General features: G+C 61.5%; 16 protein-coding genes. 5 read left to right on the top strand and 11 right to left on the bottom strand.

All coding sequences use genetic code 11. The features are described from left to right. Positions 1 to 23: 23 nt before the first annotated feature. The gene (locus GVL52_RS02445) at positions 24 to 1,433 is read right to left on the bottom strand and encodes a UbiD family decarboxylase (protein WP_160003986.1); all 1,410 of its coding nucleotides are present in this window, start codon (positions 1,431 to 1,433) and stop codon (positions 24 to 26) included. A 507-nt stretch (positions 1,434 to 1,940) separates the two neighbouring features. On the opposite strand from GVL52_RS02445, the gene GVL52_RS02440 reads away from it, so the two are divergent. From GVL52_RS02440 to GVL52_RS02430, 3 genes are read left to right on the top strand one after another with little or no spacing between them, the layout of a single operon-like run. Continuing rightward, complete coding sequence (locus GVL52_RS02440; protein ID WP_160003724.1) at positions 1,941 to 2,696, top strand: SDR family oxidoreductase; 756 nt, start codon at positions 1,941 to 1,943, stop codon at positions 2,694 to 2,696. Positions 2,697 to 2,730: 34 nt separating this feature from the next. Then, the gene (locus tag GVL52_RS02435; protein WP_160003722.1) at positions 2,731 to 3,624 is read left to right on the top strand and encodes an NAD(P)-dependent oxidoreductase; all 894 of its coding nucleotides are present in this window, start codon (positions 2,731 to 2,733) and stop codon (positions 3,622 to 3,624) included. After that, positions 3,621 to 3,953 carry a hypothetical protein gene (locus tag GVL52_RS02430; RefSeq protein WP_160003720.1) on the top strand — a complete coding sequence of 111 codons (333 nt, stop codon included), beginning with the start codon at positions 3,621 to 3,623 and terminating at the stop codon, positions 3,951 to 3,953. The genes GVL52_RS02435 and GVL52_RS02430 overlap by 4 nt, the downstream gene beginning before the upstream one ends. On the opposite strand, the gene GVL52_RS02425 is transcribed toward GVL52_RS02430, so the two are convergent. Genes GVL52_RS02425 through dmeF form a run of 3 tightly spaced genes read right to left on the bottom strand, consistent with a single transcriptional unit; the run spans position 3,917 to position 5,615 of the window. Continuing rightward, a complete protein-coding gene (locus GVL52_RS02425; protein WP_160003718.1) occupies positions 3,917 to 4,246 on the bottom strand; it encodes a DUF1289 domain-containing protein in 330 nt (109 codons plus the stop codon). The two genes, GVL52_RS02430 and GVL52_RS02425, sit on opposite strands and share 37 nt — an antisense overlap. 58 nt (positions 4,247 to 4,304) lie before the next feature. Next, on the bottom strand, positions 4,305 to 4,580 hold the full coding sequence (locus tag GVL52_RS02420; protein WP_160003716.1) for a metal/formaldehyde-sensitive transcriptional repressor: 276 nt from the start codon (positions 4,578 to 4,580) through the stop codon (positions 4,305 to 4,307). Positions 4,581 to 4,619: 39 nt separating this feature from the next. Then, positions 4,620 to 5,615 (bottom strand): CDF family Co(II)/Ni(II) efflux transporter DmeF, encoded by a 996-nt coding sequence (gene dmeF / locus GVL52_RS02415; RefSeq protein WP_160003714.1) that lies wholly within the window; start codon positions 5,613 to 5,615, stop codon positions 4,620 to 4,622. 722 nt (positions 5,616 to 6,337) lie between these two features. Here dmeF and GVL52_RS02410 point away from each other — a divergent pair. Then, positions 6,338 to 7,387 (top strand): P1 family peptidase, encoded by a 1,050-nt coding sequence (locus GVL52_RS02410; RefSeq protein WP_160003713.1) that lies wholly within the window; start codon positions 6,338 to 6,340, stop codon positions 7,385 to 7,387. Positions 7,388 to 7,416: 29 nt separating this feature from the next. Further along, on the top strand, positions 7,417 to 8,283 hold the full coding sequence (locus GVL52_RS02405) for a D-amino-acid transaminase (RefSeq protein ID WP_160003711.1): 867 nt from the start codon (positions 7,417 to 7,419) through the stop codon (positions 8,281 to 8,283). A gap of 5 nt (positions 8,284 to 8,288) precedes the next feature. Here GVL52_RS02405 and GVL52_RS02400 read toward each other — a convergent pair whose 3' ends face one another. The 7 genes from GVL52_RS02400 to GVL52_RS02370 all read right to left on the bottom strand — a co-directional run bounded on the left by GVL52_RS02400 (position 8,289) and on the right by GVL52_RS02370 (position 15,876). Then, positions 8,289 to 9,173, bottom strand: a complete 885-nt coding sequence (locus GVL52_RS02400) for a LysR family transcriptional regulator (RefSeq protein ID WP_160003709.1) — start codon at positions 9,171 to 9,173, stop codon at positions 8,289 to 8,291. A gap of 69 nt (positions 9,174 to 9,242) precedes the next feature. Further along, entirely contained in the window at positions 9,243 to 10,751 is a 1,509-nt protein-coding gene (locus GVL52_RS02395) for a serine hydrolase (protein WP_160003707.1), read from the bottom strand. 45 nt (positions 10,752 to 10,796) lie between these two features. Beyond that, complete coding sequence (locus GVL52_RS02390; protein WP_160003705.1) at positions 10,797 to 11,540, bottom strand: ABC transporter ATP-binding protein; 744 nt, start codon at positions 11,538 to 11,540, stop codon at positions 10,797 to 10,799. Then, positions 11,537 to 12,364 (bottom strand): ABC transporter ATP-binding protein, encoded by an 828-nt coding sequence (locus tag GVL52_RS02385; protein WP_160003703.1) that lies wholly within the window; start codon positions 12,362 to 12,364, stop codon positions 11,537 to 11,539. Before GVL52_RS02385 ends, GVL52_RS02390 begins: the two co-directional genes overlap by 4 nt. Before the next feature lie 4 nt (positions 12,365 to 12,368). Beyond that, positions 12,369 to 13,271, bottom strand: coding sequence for a nickel transporter permease (nikC, locus tag GVL52_RS02380; RefSeq protein ID WP_160003985.1), 903 nt, complete (start codon positions 13,269 to 13,271; stop codon positions 12,369 to 12,371). Continuing rightward, on the bottom strand, positions 13,268 to 14,281 hold the full coding sequence (locus GVL52_RS02375; RefSeq protein WP_160003701.1) for an ABC transporter permease: 1,014 nt from the start codon (positions 14,279 to 14,281) through the stop codon (positions 13,268 to 13,270). The genes nikC and GVL52_RS02375 overlap by 4 nt, the downstream gene beginning before the upstream one ends. Then, positions 14,278 to 15,876, bottom strand: a complete 1,599-nt coding sequence (locus tag GVL52_RS02370) for an ABC transporter substrate-binding protein (RefSeq protein WP_160003699.1) — start codon at positions 15,874 to 15,876, stop codon at positions 14,278 to 14,280. Before GVL52_RS02370 ends, GVL52_RS02375 begins: the two co-directional genes overlap by 4 nt. Positions 15,877 to 15,983: the final 107 nt, after the last annotated feature.

The raw sequence follows: 15,983 nt of genomic DNA, 5'->3' as shown, positions 1-15,983 counted from the left end.
CGCAACGATGGCTGGCGAAGCGATCAAAATGAAACCTCCGGCATGGCGTCAGCCAGCAGCGCCCGCATGCGCTCGTAGGATGCTGCCGGCGGCGCGGCCTTGTCGTAGCCTTCCTTGCGGTCGCTCGGCCGGCAGGTGGCGTCATAACCGACCTTGGCCACCATGAAGCCGTCTTCCTGGGGCTCCGACCGATCTGCCGGCAGGTCCTTGATGATCAGGATGTCGCGCTCTGCCCGCATGCGGGTCGATTTTGCCAGCTCGACGGCGTTGAGGTCCCATGGATCGACGTCGGCATCGACGATCGTAACGTTCTTGATGATGCTGACCGCACCCCAGCAGACCGCCATCGCACGGCGGGCCTGGCCCGGTCGCGGCCTGTTGATCTGCACGACGACATTGTTACGGCCGCAACCCGAAGCCGTCACAGCGACTTCGCCGACATTCAAAATGACCCGCGCCAGCTGTGCCTTGAGGCTCGCGGCAATCGGCACGGCACCGAGATAGATGTGCTCGGCATGATAGCCCGGCAGGATCACCTGCATCATGGCGTCGGCGCGGGTGGTCATGCAATCGAACGTGGCCAGAACGCCGGTTCCATAGTTTTCGTACATGCCGTGATATTCGGAGACGAGACCCTCGACGATTGTCTTGTCGGCATGGATCTGTCCTTCGATGACGATTTCCGCCTCGGCCGGCACCAGGATATCGCTGGTGCGGCAGCGTGCCATCCGCACCGGTTCGCCGAACAGCGCGCCGGCGCAATGCATCTCGTCGTCACCAAGACCGAGATAGAGGCAGGCCGCGAGCTGAATAATGGGATGTGCCCCGAGCACCACGGCGAAAGGAAGGGTTTCGCCCTTGTCGGCAGCCTTGCGGGCCATGATCGCCAGGTGGTGGTTCGGCGCAATGCCGATCAGCGCCTCGTTCGGTCCGAGGATCTTCAGGCGGGCGTAGGATGCGTTGCCGAGGCCGGTCTCGGGATCGCGGGCAATCATCAGCCCGGCGCTGATATAGGGGCCGGTTTCCTGGCTGAAGAAGGTCGGAACCGGCAGGTGGGCCAGCACGCCACCTTCGAACAGCTTTTCCTGTACCGGAGGATTGTCGATCACGACGGGGGCAATCGGCGTCTTGATCGAGCCGAGCAGGGCCGACTGGATATTTTCGCGCGGCACGTTCATGGCCATCGCGATACGATCGAGATCCGCGAGCAGGTTGCCGAACACCGGCATGTCGTAACCCTTGATCCTGTTTGCCTGCACAGCACAGGTCTCATGGGTCAGCGACAACAAGGCAGACAGGTCAAAGACAGGATCGATTTCCTGATCGACGACAAGAAGCTCTCCCTGCGCCGCCAATGCCGCAAGCATACTCCGGCAGGACTGATCCTGTCCTTGGGAAACAGAGGCGGATTGATTTGCTGCATGGCCGGTCATCGGGAGAACGTCGGATGTCACTCACATTTCCTTCGGGCATCTTTGAATGTCGCCCGATCATGGGAGTGACTTGTCTTGTTGTATACCCGCGTTCGATCCAACTGGCCCATCGGAAAAATTGAATTGCCCATCTTATGGAATGCATCCATCAGCAAAGAGCCCCGCGGGATCGTCTGCCGGACAAGGAGCCAGCGCGCGGATCTTTGTCCTGCTGATGATGGCATATCCGAACCGTGTAAAGGGCGGCGTGGCAAACGTCTTCGTGAAAAGGCGGGCGACAATGGATTTTATCGGGGCTCCTGCTGTTGCTGTACGGCAAAGCCCGGCAAATGACGGTTCTTTCAAATGCTTTGACCATGCCGATCGAGCTTCGGCAGGTAGTCTGCATGCACAGTCCGTGGCGCCGCACTCGGCTGTTCTCTTGTCTTGACAGCTCTGCAGGGATCATGAATGTTATCGTTAACATTGTGCATCCCAGGATGCGTTTGTCGATGAGGCAGAGAAAAAATGAGTTTAGAAATCTTCGACCTGAAGGGGCGCCGCGCCCTCGTCACCGGCTCGTCGCAGGGCATCGGGCTTGCGCTGGCACGCGGCCTGGCCGCGGCCGGTGCTGAGGTTGTGCTGAATGGCCGGGACGAGGCGAAACTGGCGGGTGCGGTTGCCGAACTCGGCAAGGCCCGTACGCTTGCCTTCGACGTTACGGATCACGCTGCCGTGCGCGCAGCGATCGATGGTTTTGAAGCCGAAGTCGGGGCGATCGACATTGTCGTCAACAACGCCGGGATGCAGCATCGAGGACCACTGGAGGATTTCGAGCCGGATGCCTTCCAGCGCTTGCTGCAGACCAACATAGCTTCCGTGTTCAATGTCGGACAGGCTGCGGCCCGTCACATGATCGCTCGCGGCCACGGCAAGATCATCAATATCGCCAGTGTCCAGACCGCACTCGCCCGACCCGGCATCGCACCCTATACCGCAACCAAGGGCGCCGTCGGCAACCTGACCAAGGGCATGGCGACCGACTGGGCGAAATACGGCCTGCAATGCAATGCCATTGCGCCCGGCTATTTCGAGACGCCGCTGAATGCCGCACTGGTTGCCGACCCGGAGTTTTCCGCCTGGCTTGCCAAGCGCACGCCCGCTGGCCGCTGGGGCAAGGTCGAGGAACTGGTCGGAGCCTGCATCTTCCTGGCATCCGATGCCTCCGCCTTCGTCAACGGCCACGTCCTTTATGTCGATGGCGGCATTACCGCGTCGCTTTGATGTCCGGGATCGATCTGACAAAAGAGAAGCACACATGAGCAATCATATTGCGTTGATCGGTGTTGGCGCCATGGGTGGCGCCATCGGAACGAGGCTGCTCAACACCGGGAACAAGCTGACGGTCTTCGATCCGGACCAGGAAAAGATGGCAGCGCTGGCAGGGCAGGGGGCTGATGTTGCCGGCAGTGCAGCAGAGGCTGCGGCCAATGCAGATTATGTGGTCTGCAGCTTGAATTCGCCTGCCACCGTCCGGGCCGCCGTGTTCGGTCAGGCCGGCGTCGCCGAGGGCGCGCGTCCCGGCACGCTGATCATCGACATGTCGTCGATCGATCCTGATGCCACCAAGGCGCTGGCTGCCGAAGCGGCCAATCGCGGGCTTGGCTGGGTCGATAGTCCCTTGTCGGGCGGTGCACCAAAGGCGCTGACCGGCGAACTGACCCTGATGCTGGGTGGCAGCGATGCGGATGTGGCAAGGGCCCAGAACGTGCTGAAGCATCTCGCCAGCAACTGCACCCACATGGGCGGCTCCGGCGCCGGCCAGACCACCAAGCTGATCAATCAGGTCCTGTGCGGGTTGAATTTCCTGGCGGTCGCCGAAGCGACCCAACTGGCCATGGATGCCGGTGTCGACGCTGCCAGGATCCCGCAGGCACTGAAGGGCGGACGGGCCGACAGCGCCATCCTGCAGGAATACATGCCGCGTTTCGTGGCGAAGGATTATCGGCGCACAGGGCGTATCGACAACATGGTCAAGGATCTGAACGGCGCCCAGGACCTGGCGCGGCGGACCAATACGCCGATGCCGCTGACGGCTGTCTGCGCCGAAGTGCACCGCCTGCTGACTGCAGCCGGGCTTGGCGGCGAGGATCAGGCAGCGTTGATGGAGTTTTTCAACGGAATGAAGATGGACAAGGAGAAGACCCAGTGATTACCCGTTACGCACTGTTCGAAGGCAAGGTAAAGGACGGCCAGACGGAGGCCTTCCGGGCTGCTGTCATGGAAATCATCCTGCCGCGCTGGAAGGAATTCCCAGGCGCGCTCGATGTCCGCGTTTCCTTTGCCGAAGCGCGCGACGACGGCGCTCCTGAAATCCCGATGGTGCTCGCAGTCAACTACCCGGATATCGCTGCTGTCGATGCGGCGCTTGCAAGTCCGGCGCGCACCCGCGCCCGCGCTGCGACCGATGAAGTCCTGTCCCGGTTCTTCGAGGGACGCATCCATCACCACGTCACGCTCGCCAACGAGTTTCCACTGTAGCAGTCGTTGCCTGAAGCCCTGTTTGCATCAAGGCTCCGTGGGCCGCTGATCTGGCGGCTTGCGGCACTTGGCAGCACTTGGCAGGTTGAGCTTCGGAGCCAGCCTGCCTCAGGCTTGCCGTTCTGTTCGATCCATTTCATGCGACGCTTCAGTTCGTTGGACAGCGCTTGGCGGCGAAATGGGGTCAACTTGCGCCAGGACTTTATTTCGTCGGTTGTGCGACCGCAGCCCAAGCACCACTTTTTGCGCGGATCGAAACTGCACACATCCGTGCAGGGCGTTTCGAGTTTCATGGGGACATCCTTGCGCGGCCGTGACTCTGAGCGGACGATCCTCGTCGGGCATCAGCTCTCATTTCAGGTAGGTGCGTACCACGTCGATCAGCTCCAGCGCACCATCGTCGCGCTCCGGTTGGGATAGCACGCCATCTGCGACATGATGGCGGATGTGATCTTCGATGATCTCACCCATCAAGCCATTGATGGCTCCTCTGATACCCGCAACAAGCTGGAGCACCTCGGTACAACCCCTGTCTTCCTCCAGCAGCCGCTCCACCGCCTCCATCTGCCCCTTGATCCGACGAACACGGTTCAGAAGCTTCGTCTTCTCGCGGCTGGTATGGGACAATGAAAAACTCCTGCGGACGTGGCTGATTGCGTGGCCTTGCTAGGCCGCTTTGGCTTCGACCTCAACCGTGACATGGGAGAGATCGTGGATAGCCGCCAGCTTTTCGCGGTAGTAGGACGGCGCTTTCGGGGTGTCGGCGGTGATCGAAACGATCGCGCCGTGATGGCCGGGTCCGAGCTGCCAGACATGCAGGTCCTGGATTTCGGCACCTTCGGCGACGATGATCTCGCGGATTTCTTCGGGCAGGTCCTCGTGTTCCGGAACATAGTCGAGCAGGACGCCGCCGGCGTCGCGCGCCAGATTCCATGACCATTTCGCAATGACCAATGCGCCGACGATCCCCATCAGTGGGTCAAGGACCGACAAGCCGTAGAGACTGCCTGCCAGAAGCGCGATGATCGCCAGAACCGATGTCAGGGCATCAGCCATCACGTGGATATAGGCGGCACGAAGATTGTTGTCGCTGCCTTCGTGTCCGCCATGATGGTCGTGGTGATCGTGCCCATGGCCATGGTGCGAATGGTCATCCTTCAGCAGCCAGGCACAGACGAGATTGACGATGAGGCCGAGGACCGCGACGAAGATCGCCTGCTCGAAGTCGATCGGGATCGGCGATCGGAGCCGCAGGACGCTCTCCCAGCCGATGAGAACAGCAACGATTGCCAGGACGATGGCACTGGCAAAACCTGCCAGATCGCCGAGCTTGCCGGTGCCGAATGAAAACCTGCTATTTTTCGCGTGTTTGCGGGCATAGAGATAGGCGAGTGCCGTGATCAGCATCGCGGCAGCATGCGTCGACATATGCCAGCCATCGGCGACGAGCGCCATCGATCCAAAGATGTTTCCTGCCACAATCTCCACGACCATCATCGAGGCGGTGATGGCGATCACCGTCCAGGTTCGGCGTGCGTTCCTGTCGTGATCGTCGCCGAGGAAGACATGGTGATGTTTCGCGTTCAAGACGCGGCGGGTGTGGCTGCCGTGGTCGTCATGATCATGACGGTGTCCGTCGCCATCATGGTGGTGTGCGCCCATTTCAGCCGCTCCGTCTTGGTACATGTAGGATTAATATAGGGGGGTATACTATAAGATGGAAAATCGCAATGCCCTCACAAGGCGTCGCGGGTTGCCGACGGCAAGGCCAGTTCGCCATTGAGCCCCGATCAAGGTCAGCCCGGCATGATCTCGGCCACCAATTACATTGATCGGCGGCAAAGAAACCCAGGCTCCGCGGGTAGATCCAGTGGTATCGCGTTCGCAGATGCCTTCGGTGCGCTCGATCAATCTTCACGAATTCTGAAGGTATGGTGATGCTGCATTGTTCTGGCGGGGCTGGGCGAGGCGGAAGAGTTAGATGGGGAGTCTAACTGGCTGTCCAATGGAATAATTCGACATCGACCACCGCGAAGTGCTTTACAAAAAAATCATGTTATGTGAAGTTTGTCTGGTAAATGACCCTCCCAGGGCATTCTGACGGCAGTGGGTGTCGCCATATGCGACCCCACTGCCTGCTCTTCGGTTCCTCCAATAGTTTGCTGGTATGCTGCGGTCCGATTGGGGTCGGGCAAAGACTGTTCAGAGGCAATGCCCCGCGCTTTTGCCTAATGCCCAGATCAGCGGTAGCGGTCATTGGCCACTTTTGGGCCGGGTGACCAAGCGCCCATTGCAAGACAGGTCTGAAACTATTCCGTTTTTGTTGTGCCGTTGCCCGGCATCAGCAAGTAACATGTCGTCATTGCTTCCGGGGCTTGATCGGCATGACAGACGACACACGTATGAGGCTGCGCGCACTTGGTATCGCGCCGGGGCGGTTTGAGACCGGACCCTCGAATGCGATCACCGACGTCGCGGGTGTATGCGTCGGGCATGTGACCTGCCACGAAGGCGAGCGCACCCGTACCGGCGTCACAGCCATCCTGCCGCATGGCGGCAATCTGTTTCAGGACAAGGTGCCTGCAGCACTCGCTGTCTTCAACGGTTTCGGCAAGTTCGCAGGTAGCACCCAGATAGCCGAGCTTGGCGAAACGGAAACGCCGATCATCCTGACCAACACGCTGGCCGTCGGACGCGCTATCGAGGCGATCAACCACTTCACGCTTGCCCAGCCGGGCAATGAGCGCGTCGTATCGCTCAACGCTGTCGTCGGCGAGACCAATGATTCCCGGCTGAACGATATTCGCGCTCCACGGCCGACCGTTGAAGAGATGCTGACGGCCCTGGCTGCCGCTGAGACCGGACCGGTCGAAGAGGGCGCGGTCGGAGCGGGAACCGGCACGGTGGCCTTCGGACTGAAGGGTGGTATGGGCAGCAGTTCGCGCCGGGTTTCGGTTGCGTCGAAGACGTATACGCTTGGCGTGCTGGTCCAGTCGAACTACGGTGGCACGCTGACGATTGCGGGCCAGGCCTACAGGCCAAACGATGTCCACGACAGGGATGGCTCGATCGTCATGGTGGTTGCCACTGACGCACCACTTTGTTCGCGCAATCTGAAACGCCTGGCGGAGCGCTGCTTCGGCGGTCTCGCCCGCACGGGTGCCGCCCTTTCCAATGGCTCGGGTGACTACGCGCTGGCTTTTTCGACGGCCGAGGCGGTTCGCCGCACACCGGCCCGCCGCAAGGCGATTGCCGAATATCCGGTCCTTTCCAACGATGCCGTCTCGCCGCTGTTCGAAGCGGTGATCGAGGCGACCGAGGAGGCCATCATCAATTCCCTCACCATGGCGACGACAACGCATGGCTACAATGCCGGCACGGACAAGAGATCGACCTTCGAGGCGATTTCTCTCGATACCATCAGGCGTCGCTGACACTTTTCACTATGCATGACGGAGTTCCCATGCCGAGCCAGACCACCCGCACCGTCTATCTGAACGGCGCGTTCCTTCCTGAGAATGAAGCGCATATCTCGATCTTCGATCGTGGTTTCCTGTTCGGAGACGGGATCTACGAAGTGACAGCCGTGTTGGACGGCAAGCTGATCGACAGTCCTCTGCATATGGCGCGCCTGGAGCGCAGCGTCGGCGAGATCGGTGGACGGCTGCCTGTCACCACCGACGAGATCGTGGCGATCGAAAAGCGGCTGGTCGAAGAGAACAAGCTGACGGAGGGGGTCGTCTATCTGCAGTATACCCGCGGTGCCGAGGATCGCAATTTTCTCTATTCGGACGATCTCGAACCGACCCTGCTGCTGTTCACGCAGGTCAAGACGCTGGAACATGTGGCTGCCGTCGAAAAGGGCCTCAAGGTCAAGATCGTGCCGGATCAGCGCTGGGAGCGCCGCGATATCAAGAGCGTCTGCCTGCTGCCGCAGGTGATTGCCAAGCGGATCGCCAATGCTGACGGTTGCGATGAGGCATGGATGATCGAGGACGGCTTCATCACCGAAGGCGCGTCATCGACGGCCTATATCATTACCCATGACGACAAGATCATCACCCGCGGCAACGGCAATGCGACGCTGCCGGGTTGCACGCGCCTGGCCGTTCTGGACCTTGCCCGCGAACAGGGCCTGACGATCGAGGAACGTCCGTTTTCCGTTGCGGAAGCCATGGCTGCCCGCGAAGCCTGCCTGACGAGCGCGTCCAACTTCATCGTGCCGATCACGGCGATCGACGGCAAGCCCGTCGGCGATGGTGTACCGGGGCCGATGTTCAAGCGCCTGCGCACGCTCTACATGGACAATGCCCGCCGCACCGCGGTCTGAACCAATCAATCGCCGACCAACACGTCCCATATGCGTTTGACGATCGGTCGGCGGTTTTCTCTGGAACGGTAGAGCCGGATCTCGACTTCGATGTCCCAGTCCGGCCCTGCCGCCCTCACCAGGCTGCCATCGGCCAATTCCGCCGCGACCAGGCTTTCCGGTATCCACGCGAGCCCCCAGCCGGACATCACCATGCCCTTCAGGCCGACCGACATGCTGCCAACGTGGACGCGGTTGTCAGGAGGCAGGCGCTCCGCCATCGCGCCAGACACCAGTTGGCCGAAGAAAGAGGTCTTCTGATAGCTCACATGGGCAAAGCCCGGCTCGATCCGGTGTCGCGGATTTCCTTCGGCATCCGGTGCCGTGACGGCAACGATGGTCTCGGCGCCGAGCCGGTGATGTTCGAACTGGGGGTCGAGCAGCATCGGCACATGAAGGTTCTGGTAGGTCAGCAGGAAGTCGGAATCGCCGTTGATCAGCGAGTCTAGGTTCTCTTCCATGCTGCCTGAATCCGGTCTGAGATGAGAAACGATCGGCCCCAGTCGGGCGTTGAGATCGTTCAGCCAGTTCGGGAAGAAAGTGAACGACAGGGTGTGCAGCGCCGTCAGCGTCACTGTCCGCGCGTCCGTTCCCTCCTCGTGCTGCAGGTTGCGCCGTGCCTGATAGAGGCCTTGCAACGTCTGCTCGGCGATGGGCACGAAGCGGTGGCCCGCATCCGTCAGCCGCGACGGATAGGTGGCGCGATCGATCAGGCTGGTGCCGACCCAGGCTTCCAGCTGCCGTATCCTGCGGCTGAAAGCCGATTGCGTGACGTGGCGTTCCTCGGCCGCTTTCGAGAAGTTCAGCGTTCCCGCCAGCGCCAGGAAATCTTCAAGCCATTTGACTTCCACCAGTCGCTCCAATTTCAACCGGCTGCATGAGCCGTGCCCTCAATTGGTCTTTTTGGCGGGAAAATGCAATCAACCGGCGCGGCTATACTCGATCATTCTGGCGCGGGACAGAACCAGCTCCAGCCGGTTGGCATCAAGCAGATGCATGCACACCCGCTTCGTCCATGGACCATCCTTCAGCGTGAACAGGAAGCGACCAGCGCCGAGCGCGCGCAGCGGCATCCGGTGCCTGACAGGGCCGACACCCATCACCACGACATCGCCATCGACCTCGAAGAAGGCGCCTTCATCCGAAAACCAGCGCCCCGAGAGCGAGGCGGGAACGCCGTCGTCCACGGCAGGCAGCAGACGTCGCGCCGGGTGGCCTATTTCGCCGACGATCGCCGATCCATCCATCTTCAGCCGCATCGGAGACGAGGCCGACAGCGATGAAACGAACACGCCGTCGTCTTCGTAAACGGTGTCGTCGGCATCGAGCCAGGTCACCGTGGAGCCCTTGACCTCGATCCACCAAGGTCCGGTTTCCGTAACGTAGAGGCCATCGGTTATGGCCGCTGACGGGACGGGCAATGGCAGATCCAGCAAGGCGGCCATTGCCTCCTGCGCGATCTTGTTGCCATTGGTGTCTTCGCGGTTGGAAACGATGACAAAGCCGCACTTGGTCTGTGGATCGAGAAGGAAGTAAGTCTTGTAGCCCGGATGCGAGCCACCATGGCCGGTGAAGTGGCGACCGCCGAGAATGGTTCTGCGCATGCCGAGACCGTAGCCGCTCTCGCGACCATCGGCGAGGTTACGCGGTGCCGAGAGACGAGCGAGCATGCCGCCAAGCTCACCGGTGCCGGCGAGCAGCGCACGCAGCCAGCTGGCGAGACTGGTGGCGCTGCCGGTCATGCTGCCGGAGGCGGAGATATGCAGGCCGGCCGCCGACAGCTGCCACTTTTCGCCGTCATGCCAATAGCCCGGCACCAGACCGGCGACGGCATCGTTCCACATGTCAGGTGCGTCGAATGCTGCGTCTGCCCCGGCGCCGGTGTTGCGGATGAAATCGCGGAAGAACAGACCCTTGCGCTGCAGGGCTTCCTCGACCAGCCGGTAGCCGGTGTTGGAATAGGAAACCTCTGTTCCCGGCTCGTAGTTGAGGCGGGTCTGCCGGGCCAGGAAATCGAAAAGCGGGCCGGACTTGGTTTCGGTATAGACCGACAGACCGAGCAGCGACAGGCATTCGCGTGTATCGGGCAGGCCGCCGCTCATATCGAGCGCGCGACCGACCGTGACATCGGCCATCGGCGTCTGCAACTCGGGAAGATGTTGCCCGAGCGTATCGCCAAGCGAGATTGCGTCGGGATGCGAAAGCACCATGGCACAGAAGGCATGCTTGGTGACGGAGGCATAGCGCACGACCGTCTGCACAGAGAACGGTGCCATGGTCGCAAGGCTCTCGACGCCGCCGGCCTCTGCAAAGCGAATGCCACGGGCGTCGAAGCCAATGACGGCGCCGCCCGGCTGTTCAGCCGTCCAGCCACTGGTGAACGTCCTGACGGCTGCGGCTGCAGCGTTCCAATCGGCGGTATCTTGCATGCTGTATCCTCGAAAGAAAAACGCGGGAACCGGGCCTGGGTCCGCTCAGGCCGGCTCCTCGAGTTCCACGCTCAGGCTCCGCAGTTCGCGGGTATGAGCATGGCTGACATTGCCGAGCCTCAGGTTTTCGGCCGTGAGTTGTTCCACCATGTTGCCATCGACCATCACCCCGACCTCGGTGCACAGATGCGCGATGACGCTGAGATTGTGGCTGACCATGACATAGGTGAGCTTTCGCTCTGCCCTGAGGTCGGCAAGGAGGTTCAGGATTTCCGCCTGGACCGAGACGTCGAGCGCACTTGTCGGCTCGTCGAGAAGAAGGACCTCAGGTTCGGCGATCAGGGCGCGGGCGATGGCCACGCGCTGGCGCTGGCCGCCGGACAGCTGGTGCGGATAGCGGAAGCGGGCGTTCTGCGGTAGCGCCACGGCTGATAGCACCTTGGCAATCCGGTCGTCGATGCGGTCCATGCCGTGGACAAGCGGCAATTCGGAGAGGATACGGTCGATGGTCTGGCGCGGGTGCAGGGAGCCGTAGGGATCCTGGAACACCATCTGCACCTTGCGGAAGAACGCCGGCGGACGGAACAACGGCGCGTCATTGCCGGAAAACGAGATCCGACCGCTCCAGTCGTTGTTGAGGCCAGCCATGGCACGCAGAACCGTCGATTTGCCGGAACCGCTTTCGCCGACGATGCCGAAGCTGCTGCCGGCTGCGACCGAGAAAGACACACCCTTGACGACTTCACGGTCGCCAAACCGGATGCGGAGATTGTCGATATCGATCGTCATTTCAGCCACTCCGGGTCGCGGGTCAGCACTGGCAGGCGCTCCTTCGGATGGAGCAGTGACGGCATACAGTTCAGCAGCCCGCGCGTATAGGGATGCTTTGCGGAGAGCAGTTCGGATGCCTTGATCTCTTCGACCACACGGCCGGAATACATCACCGCGACGCGGTCGCAGAAATGGGAGACCAATGGCAGGTCGTGGCTGATCAGCAGCAGGCCCATGCCGCGTTCCGAAACCAGTTCCTCGATCAGGCGCAGGATTTCGGCCTGCACCGTCGCATCGAGCGCGCTCGTCGGTTCGTCTGCGATCAACAGCTCCGGATCGGGTGCCAGCATCATGGCGATCATGACGCGCTGGCCCATGCCGCCCGAGACTTCGTGCGGATAGGATGCTGCGACCTTGCGAGGATCGCGGATCTTCACCTGTTCCAGCAGCGTGACTGCGGCTTCGAGTGCTTCGCGCCGGCTGCCGCCCTTGTGGGTGCGCCAGGATTCCGCCACCTGGCTGCCGATCGTCTTGACCGGGTTCAGCGAATATTTCGGGTCCTGCAGAATGAAGCCGGCCCGCTTGCCACGGATCTGGCGCATCTGCTTTTCGGTTGCGCTCAAGATGTCGATGCCATCGAAGGAGAGCTTGTCGGCTTCGATGCGCGTCTGTTTCGGCAGCAGCTTCATCAGCGCGCGTGCTGTCAGGCTCTTGCCCGAGCCGCTTTCGCCGACGATGCCAAGCTTTTCCGTGCCGAGCGTCATCGATACGCCCTTGACCGCCGGCGCGAAGCCGGTGCGGCTCTCGAAGCCGATATGAAGGTTGTTGATCTCGACCAGCATGCCGTCAAGCTCCCTTCGGATCGAGAACGTCGCGCAGCGCGTCGCCCAGGAAGTTGAAGGCCAGCGAGACGAGGAAGATCGCAACGCCCGGAATGGTGGCGACCCACCATTGTTCGAAGATGAAGCGCTTGGCGGTGGCGATCATCGCACCCCATTCCGGGGATGGCGGCTGTGCGCCCATGCCGAGGAAGCCGAGGCTTGCGGCGGTGATGATGATCGAGCTCATGTCGAGCGTCACGCGCACGATCAGGCTGGGCATGCAAAGCGGCGCGATGTGGCGGAAGATGATGCGCCAGGCCGAGCCGCCCGTCAGGCGATAGGCGGCGATGAAGTCGCTGCCGCGCACCGTCATGGTCTCCGCGCGTGCCAGACGCGCATAGGGCGGCCAGGCGGTGAGTGCGATGGCCAGTACGGCGCTCTCGATGCCGGGCTTCAAGGCCGCCACGAAGGCGAGCGCCAGGACAAGGCGCGGGAAGGCCAGGAAGATGTCCGTCAGGCGCATCAGGATAGTATCGACGATGCCGCCAAAATAGCCGGCGATACAGCCGATGGCGAGCCCGATCGGGGCGACCAGCACGACGACGGCAATGACCATGCCAAGCGTGACGCGGCCGCCGTAAAGCAGGCGGGAATAGATGTCGCGCCCAAGCTCGTCGGTGCCGAACCAATGGGCGGCGCTCGGTGCAGCCAGGCGGTTTGCGAGCTCCTGCGTTGCCGGATCATGCGAGGCGAGCAAAGGTGCCAGCATCGACAGTGCCACGAACACGACGATGATCGTCAGGCCGATCATGCCGAGCGGGTTGGAGCGCAGGTTGAGCCAGATGCGGTAGCGGTTGCCCCAGGCGGCCTGCTGGCGAGAGGACGGGGATTCGTCGAGCGCCCAGTTTCGGAAGGTGGCGATCATTATTGTACCCGAGGATCGAGGACGCGGTAGAGAAGGTCCGCGAGCAGGTTGAGGCCGACATAGATCAGGCCGATCAGAAGCGTTGCGCCGACGACCGGGTTCATGTCGGCATTCATCAGCGATACGGTGAGGTACTGGCCGAGGCCCGGCCACGAGAACACCGTCTCGGTGACGACAGCACCCTCGAGAAGGCCTGCATAGGTCAGCGCCAGCACGGTAACGAGTTGCACGGCAACGGTCGGGAAGGCGTGCCCCCAGATGACGGTTGCGAGCGACAGTCCCTTGGCGCGTGCGGTGATGATGTATTCACCCTTCAGCGCGTCGATCATGAAGGCGCGCGTCATGCGGGCGATATAGGCCATCGAGAAATAGGCGAGAATGATGACCGGCTGCGCCATATGGGCAAGCGCGTCCCAGAAGGCACCGAAATCGCCGGCAACCAGCGTGTCGATCGTCAGGATGCCGGTGATGGGAGCGATCATGCCATCATAGATGATGTCCTGACGGCCGGGGCCGGGCGCGATGTCGAGTGCCGAATAGAACACCAGCAGCGAAATCAGCGACAGCATGAACACCGGCACCGAATGGCCGGCAAGGCAGACGACACGGATTGCCTGGTCGGTAAACGAGCCTTGCCGGACCGCCGCCCATACGCCAAGCGGAACGCCGATCACCACTGCGAGGATAAGCGCTGCGGTGGCCAGTTCGAACGTGGCCGGGAAGAAGCGGGCAATATCCTGCGACACCGGGTTCCTGGTCAGCACCGACACGCCGAGATCGCCATGGAGCAATTGGTTCAGATAGTGGAGAAACTGGATCGGCAATGGCTGATCCAGTCCCATCTCTGCCCGCGCACGGAGAATGACGTCCTCCGGTGCATTGTCGCCGACGGCGGCAATGACCGGATCGACCGGCATCACCCGCCCAATAAGGAAGGTGAGCACGGTCAGGCCGAACAGCGTCAGGAGGACGCTGCTCAGTGTCGCGGCAATGCTTTTGAGACGACGGTTCACGCCTTTTTGGTCTCCAGGTAGGAGTTGCCTTCCGACAGCGCGCCAAGGCGGAAGCCTTCGACGTTCTTGCGGCAGGCAGCTGTCTTCGTCGTCTGGAACATCACGGCGAACGGGCTGTTCTGCATGAAGTCCCGCTGCAGCGCTGCGTAGAGTTCCAGGCGCTTTGCCGGGTCCTTCTCGTCGCGTGCGGCTTCAGCCTTGGCGGTGAAGTCGTCGCTCTTGAAGCTGGAGCGCCATGCGAAGGGCTTGGTCTTGGCGCCGTCGGAATTATCCTTGTTGATGCAGAACACTTCGGCATTGGAGTTCGGGTCGAAATAGTCCGTGCCCCAGGCCGACAGCGCCATCTCGTGCTGGCGGGCGCGCATCTTGGTCAGAACCTGGCGGTTCTCGGCAGACTGCAGCTTCACGCGGATGCCGATTTCACCGAGGTTGGCCTGGATCGCCTGCGCGAGATCAGGATAGGGCTGCGCCGAATAGTGGTCCATGGTGATGTCGAAGCCATCTGCAAGACCGGCTTCGGCCATCAGCGCCTTTGCCTTGGCGACGTCCTTCTTGAACGGCGCGTCATCGACGGTGCCGGGGAAGCCGGCAGGCTCGAAGCTCTGGTGCACTTCGTGGGTCAGCGGAACAATGTTCTGCTGCATGCCTTCGTAGTCGAGTGCCCACTTGACGGCCTGCCATACCTGCGGCTTGGCAAGGTTGGGATTGCTCTGGTTCAGCGAGATCAGCACAAGCGAGGCGATCTGCTTGCGCACGAGCACGACGTCCTCGTCGGTCTTCAGCGCCTTCATCTGCTCGGAGGTGAGGTCGCGAGCGATATCGACGTCGCCCTTCTGCAGCATCAGCATCTGCGACGACGGATCGACCACGTGACGCACGACCACGCGCTTCAGGTTGCCCTTGTAGGGGCCGTGTTCGTTGAGGGTCAGCGACACGCTTTCGCTCGGCTTCCAGGCCTGCAGCAGGAACGAGCCGGAGCCGGCACTGTTCTTCTGCAGCCAGGCATTGCCAAGATCGCCATTGGCTTCGTTGGCAAGAACGGTCTTCTTTTCGACAATGGCTGCAATGTTTGCCGACAGGCAGAACAGCAGGAAGGAAATTGCCGTCGGCTTTTCGGTCGTCAGCGTCACGGTCTTGGCGTCGGTAGCGACGATCCGGCTTTCGACGTTCTCGGCATTGAAGCCGAACTGGTTGATGATGAAGGCCGGGCTCTTGTTCATCTTGATGGCGCGCTGCAGCGAGAATGCCACGTCGTCAGCCGTTACGGGATTGCCGGAGGAGAAGGTTGCGTCGGCGAGCTTGAAGGTGAAGACCTTGCCGTCTGCGTCCGCTTCCCAGGAGGCGGCGATGACCGGATCGACCTCGTCCGGCTTGTCGCTGTTGGCGCGTACCAGCTTCTGGTACATGTTGCTGATCATCTCGCCGCCAACGGCCTCAAAACCTTCATGCGGGTCGAGGCTGGTCATGTTGTCGAGCTGCTGGGCGACAACGAGAATGTCCTTCGGCGTGGCTGCAAAGGCTGTCTCTGCCAGATCGATGTAGGACAGGAAGGGCAGGGCTGCGCCGCCGATCAGGAAGTTGCGTCTTGATACCATTTTAATTCCCCTTTTGATGATCCGAAGACCGGCCGTGCAGACGACAGAGATCTGCATGGCTTTGCCGCAATTTTGATCACGCCTCTTATCAGGCAGGTTTCGGGGCG

This window comes from Rhizobium sp. 18055 (assembly GCF_902706285.1).
Taxonomy (GTDB): Bacteria; Pseudomonadota; Alphaproteobacteria; order Rhizobiales; family Rhizobiaceae; genus Rhizobium.
This window is presented reverse-complemented; position numbering and strand designations above follow the sequence as displayed.

Bases quoted from the DNA above. Each gene is read 5' to 3' on its own strand.
- GVL52_RS02395 (WP_160003707.1), bottom strand. From the start codon at position 10,751: ATGCAAGATACCGCCGATTGGAACGCTGCAGCCGCAGCCGTCAGGACG.
- GVL52_RS02440 (WP_160003724.1), top strand. From the start codon at position 1,941: ATGAGTTTAGAAATCTTCGACCTGAAGGGGCGCCGCGCCCTCGTCACC.
- dmeF (WP_160003714.1), bottom strand. From the start codon at position 5,615: ATGGGCGCACACCACCATGATGGCGACGGACACCGTCATGATCATGAC.
- GVL52_RS02390 (WP_160003705.1), bottom strand. From the start codon at position 11,540: ATGACGATCGATATCGACAATCTCCGCATCCGGTTTGGCGACCGTGAA.
- GVL52_RS02425 (WP_160003718.1), bottom strand. From the start codon at position 4,246: ATGAAACTCGAAACGCCCTGCACGGATGTGTGCAGTTTCGATCCGCGC.
- GVL52_RS02445 (WP_160003986.1), bottom strand. From the start codon at position 1,433: ATGACCGGCCATGCAGCAAATCAATCCGCCTCTGTTTCCCAAGGACAG.
- GVL52_RS02410 (WP_160003713.1), top strand. From the start codon at position 6,338: ATGACAGACGACACACGTATGAGGCTGCGCGCACTTGGTATCGCGCCG.
- GVL52_RS02385 (WP_160003703.1), bottom strand. From the start codon at position 12,364: ATGCTGGTCGAGATCAACAACCTTCATATCGGCTTCGAGAGCCGCACC.
- GVL52_RS02370 (WP_160003699.1), bottom strand. From the start codon at position 15,876: ATGGTATCAAGACGCAACTTCCTGATCGGCGGCGCAGCCCTGCCCTTC.
- GVL52_RS02435 (WP_160003722.1), top strand. From the start codon at position 2,731: ATGAGCAATCATATTGCGTTGATCGGTGTTGGCGCCATGGGTGGCGCC.
- GVL52_RS02405 (WP_160003711.1), top strand. From the start codon at position 7,417: ATGCCGAGCCAGACCACCCGCACCGTCTATCTGAACGGCGCGTTCCTT.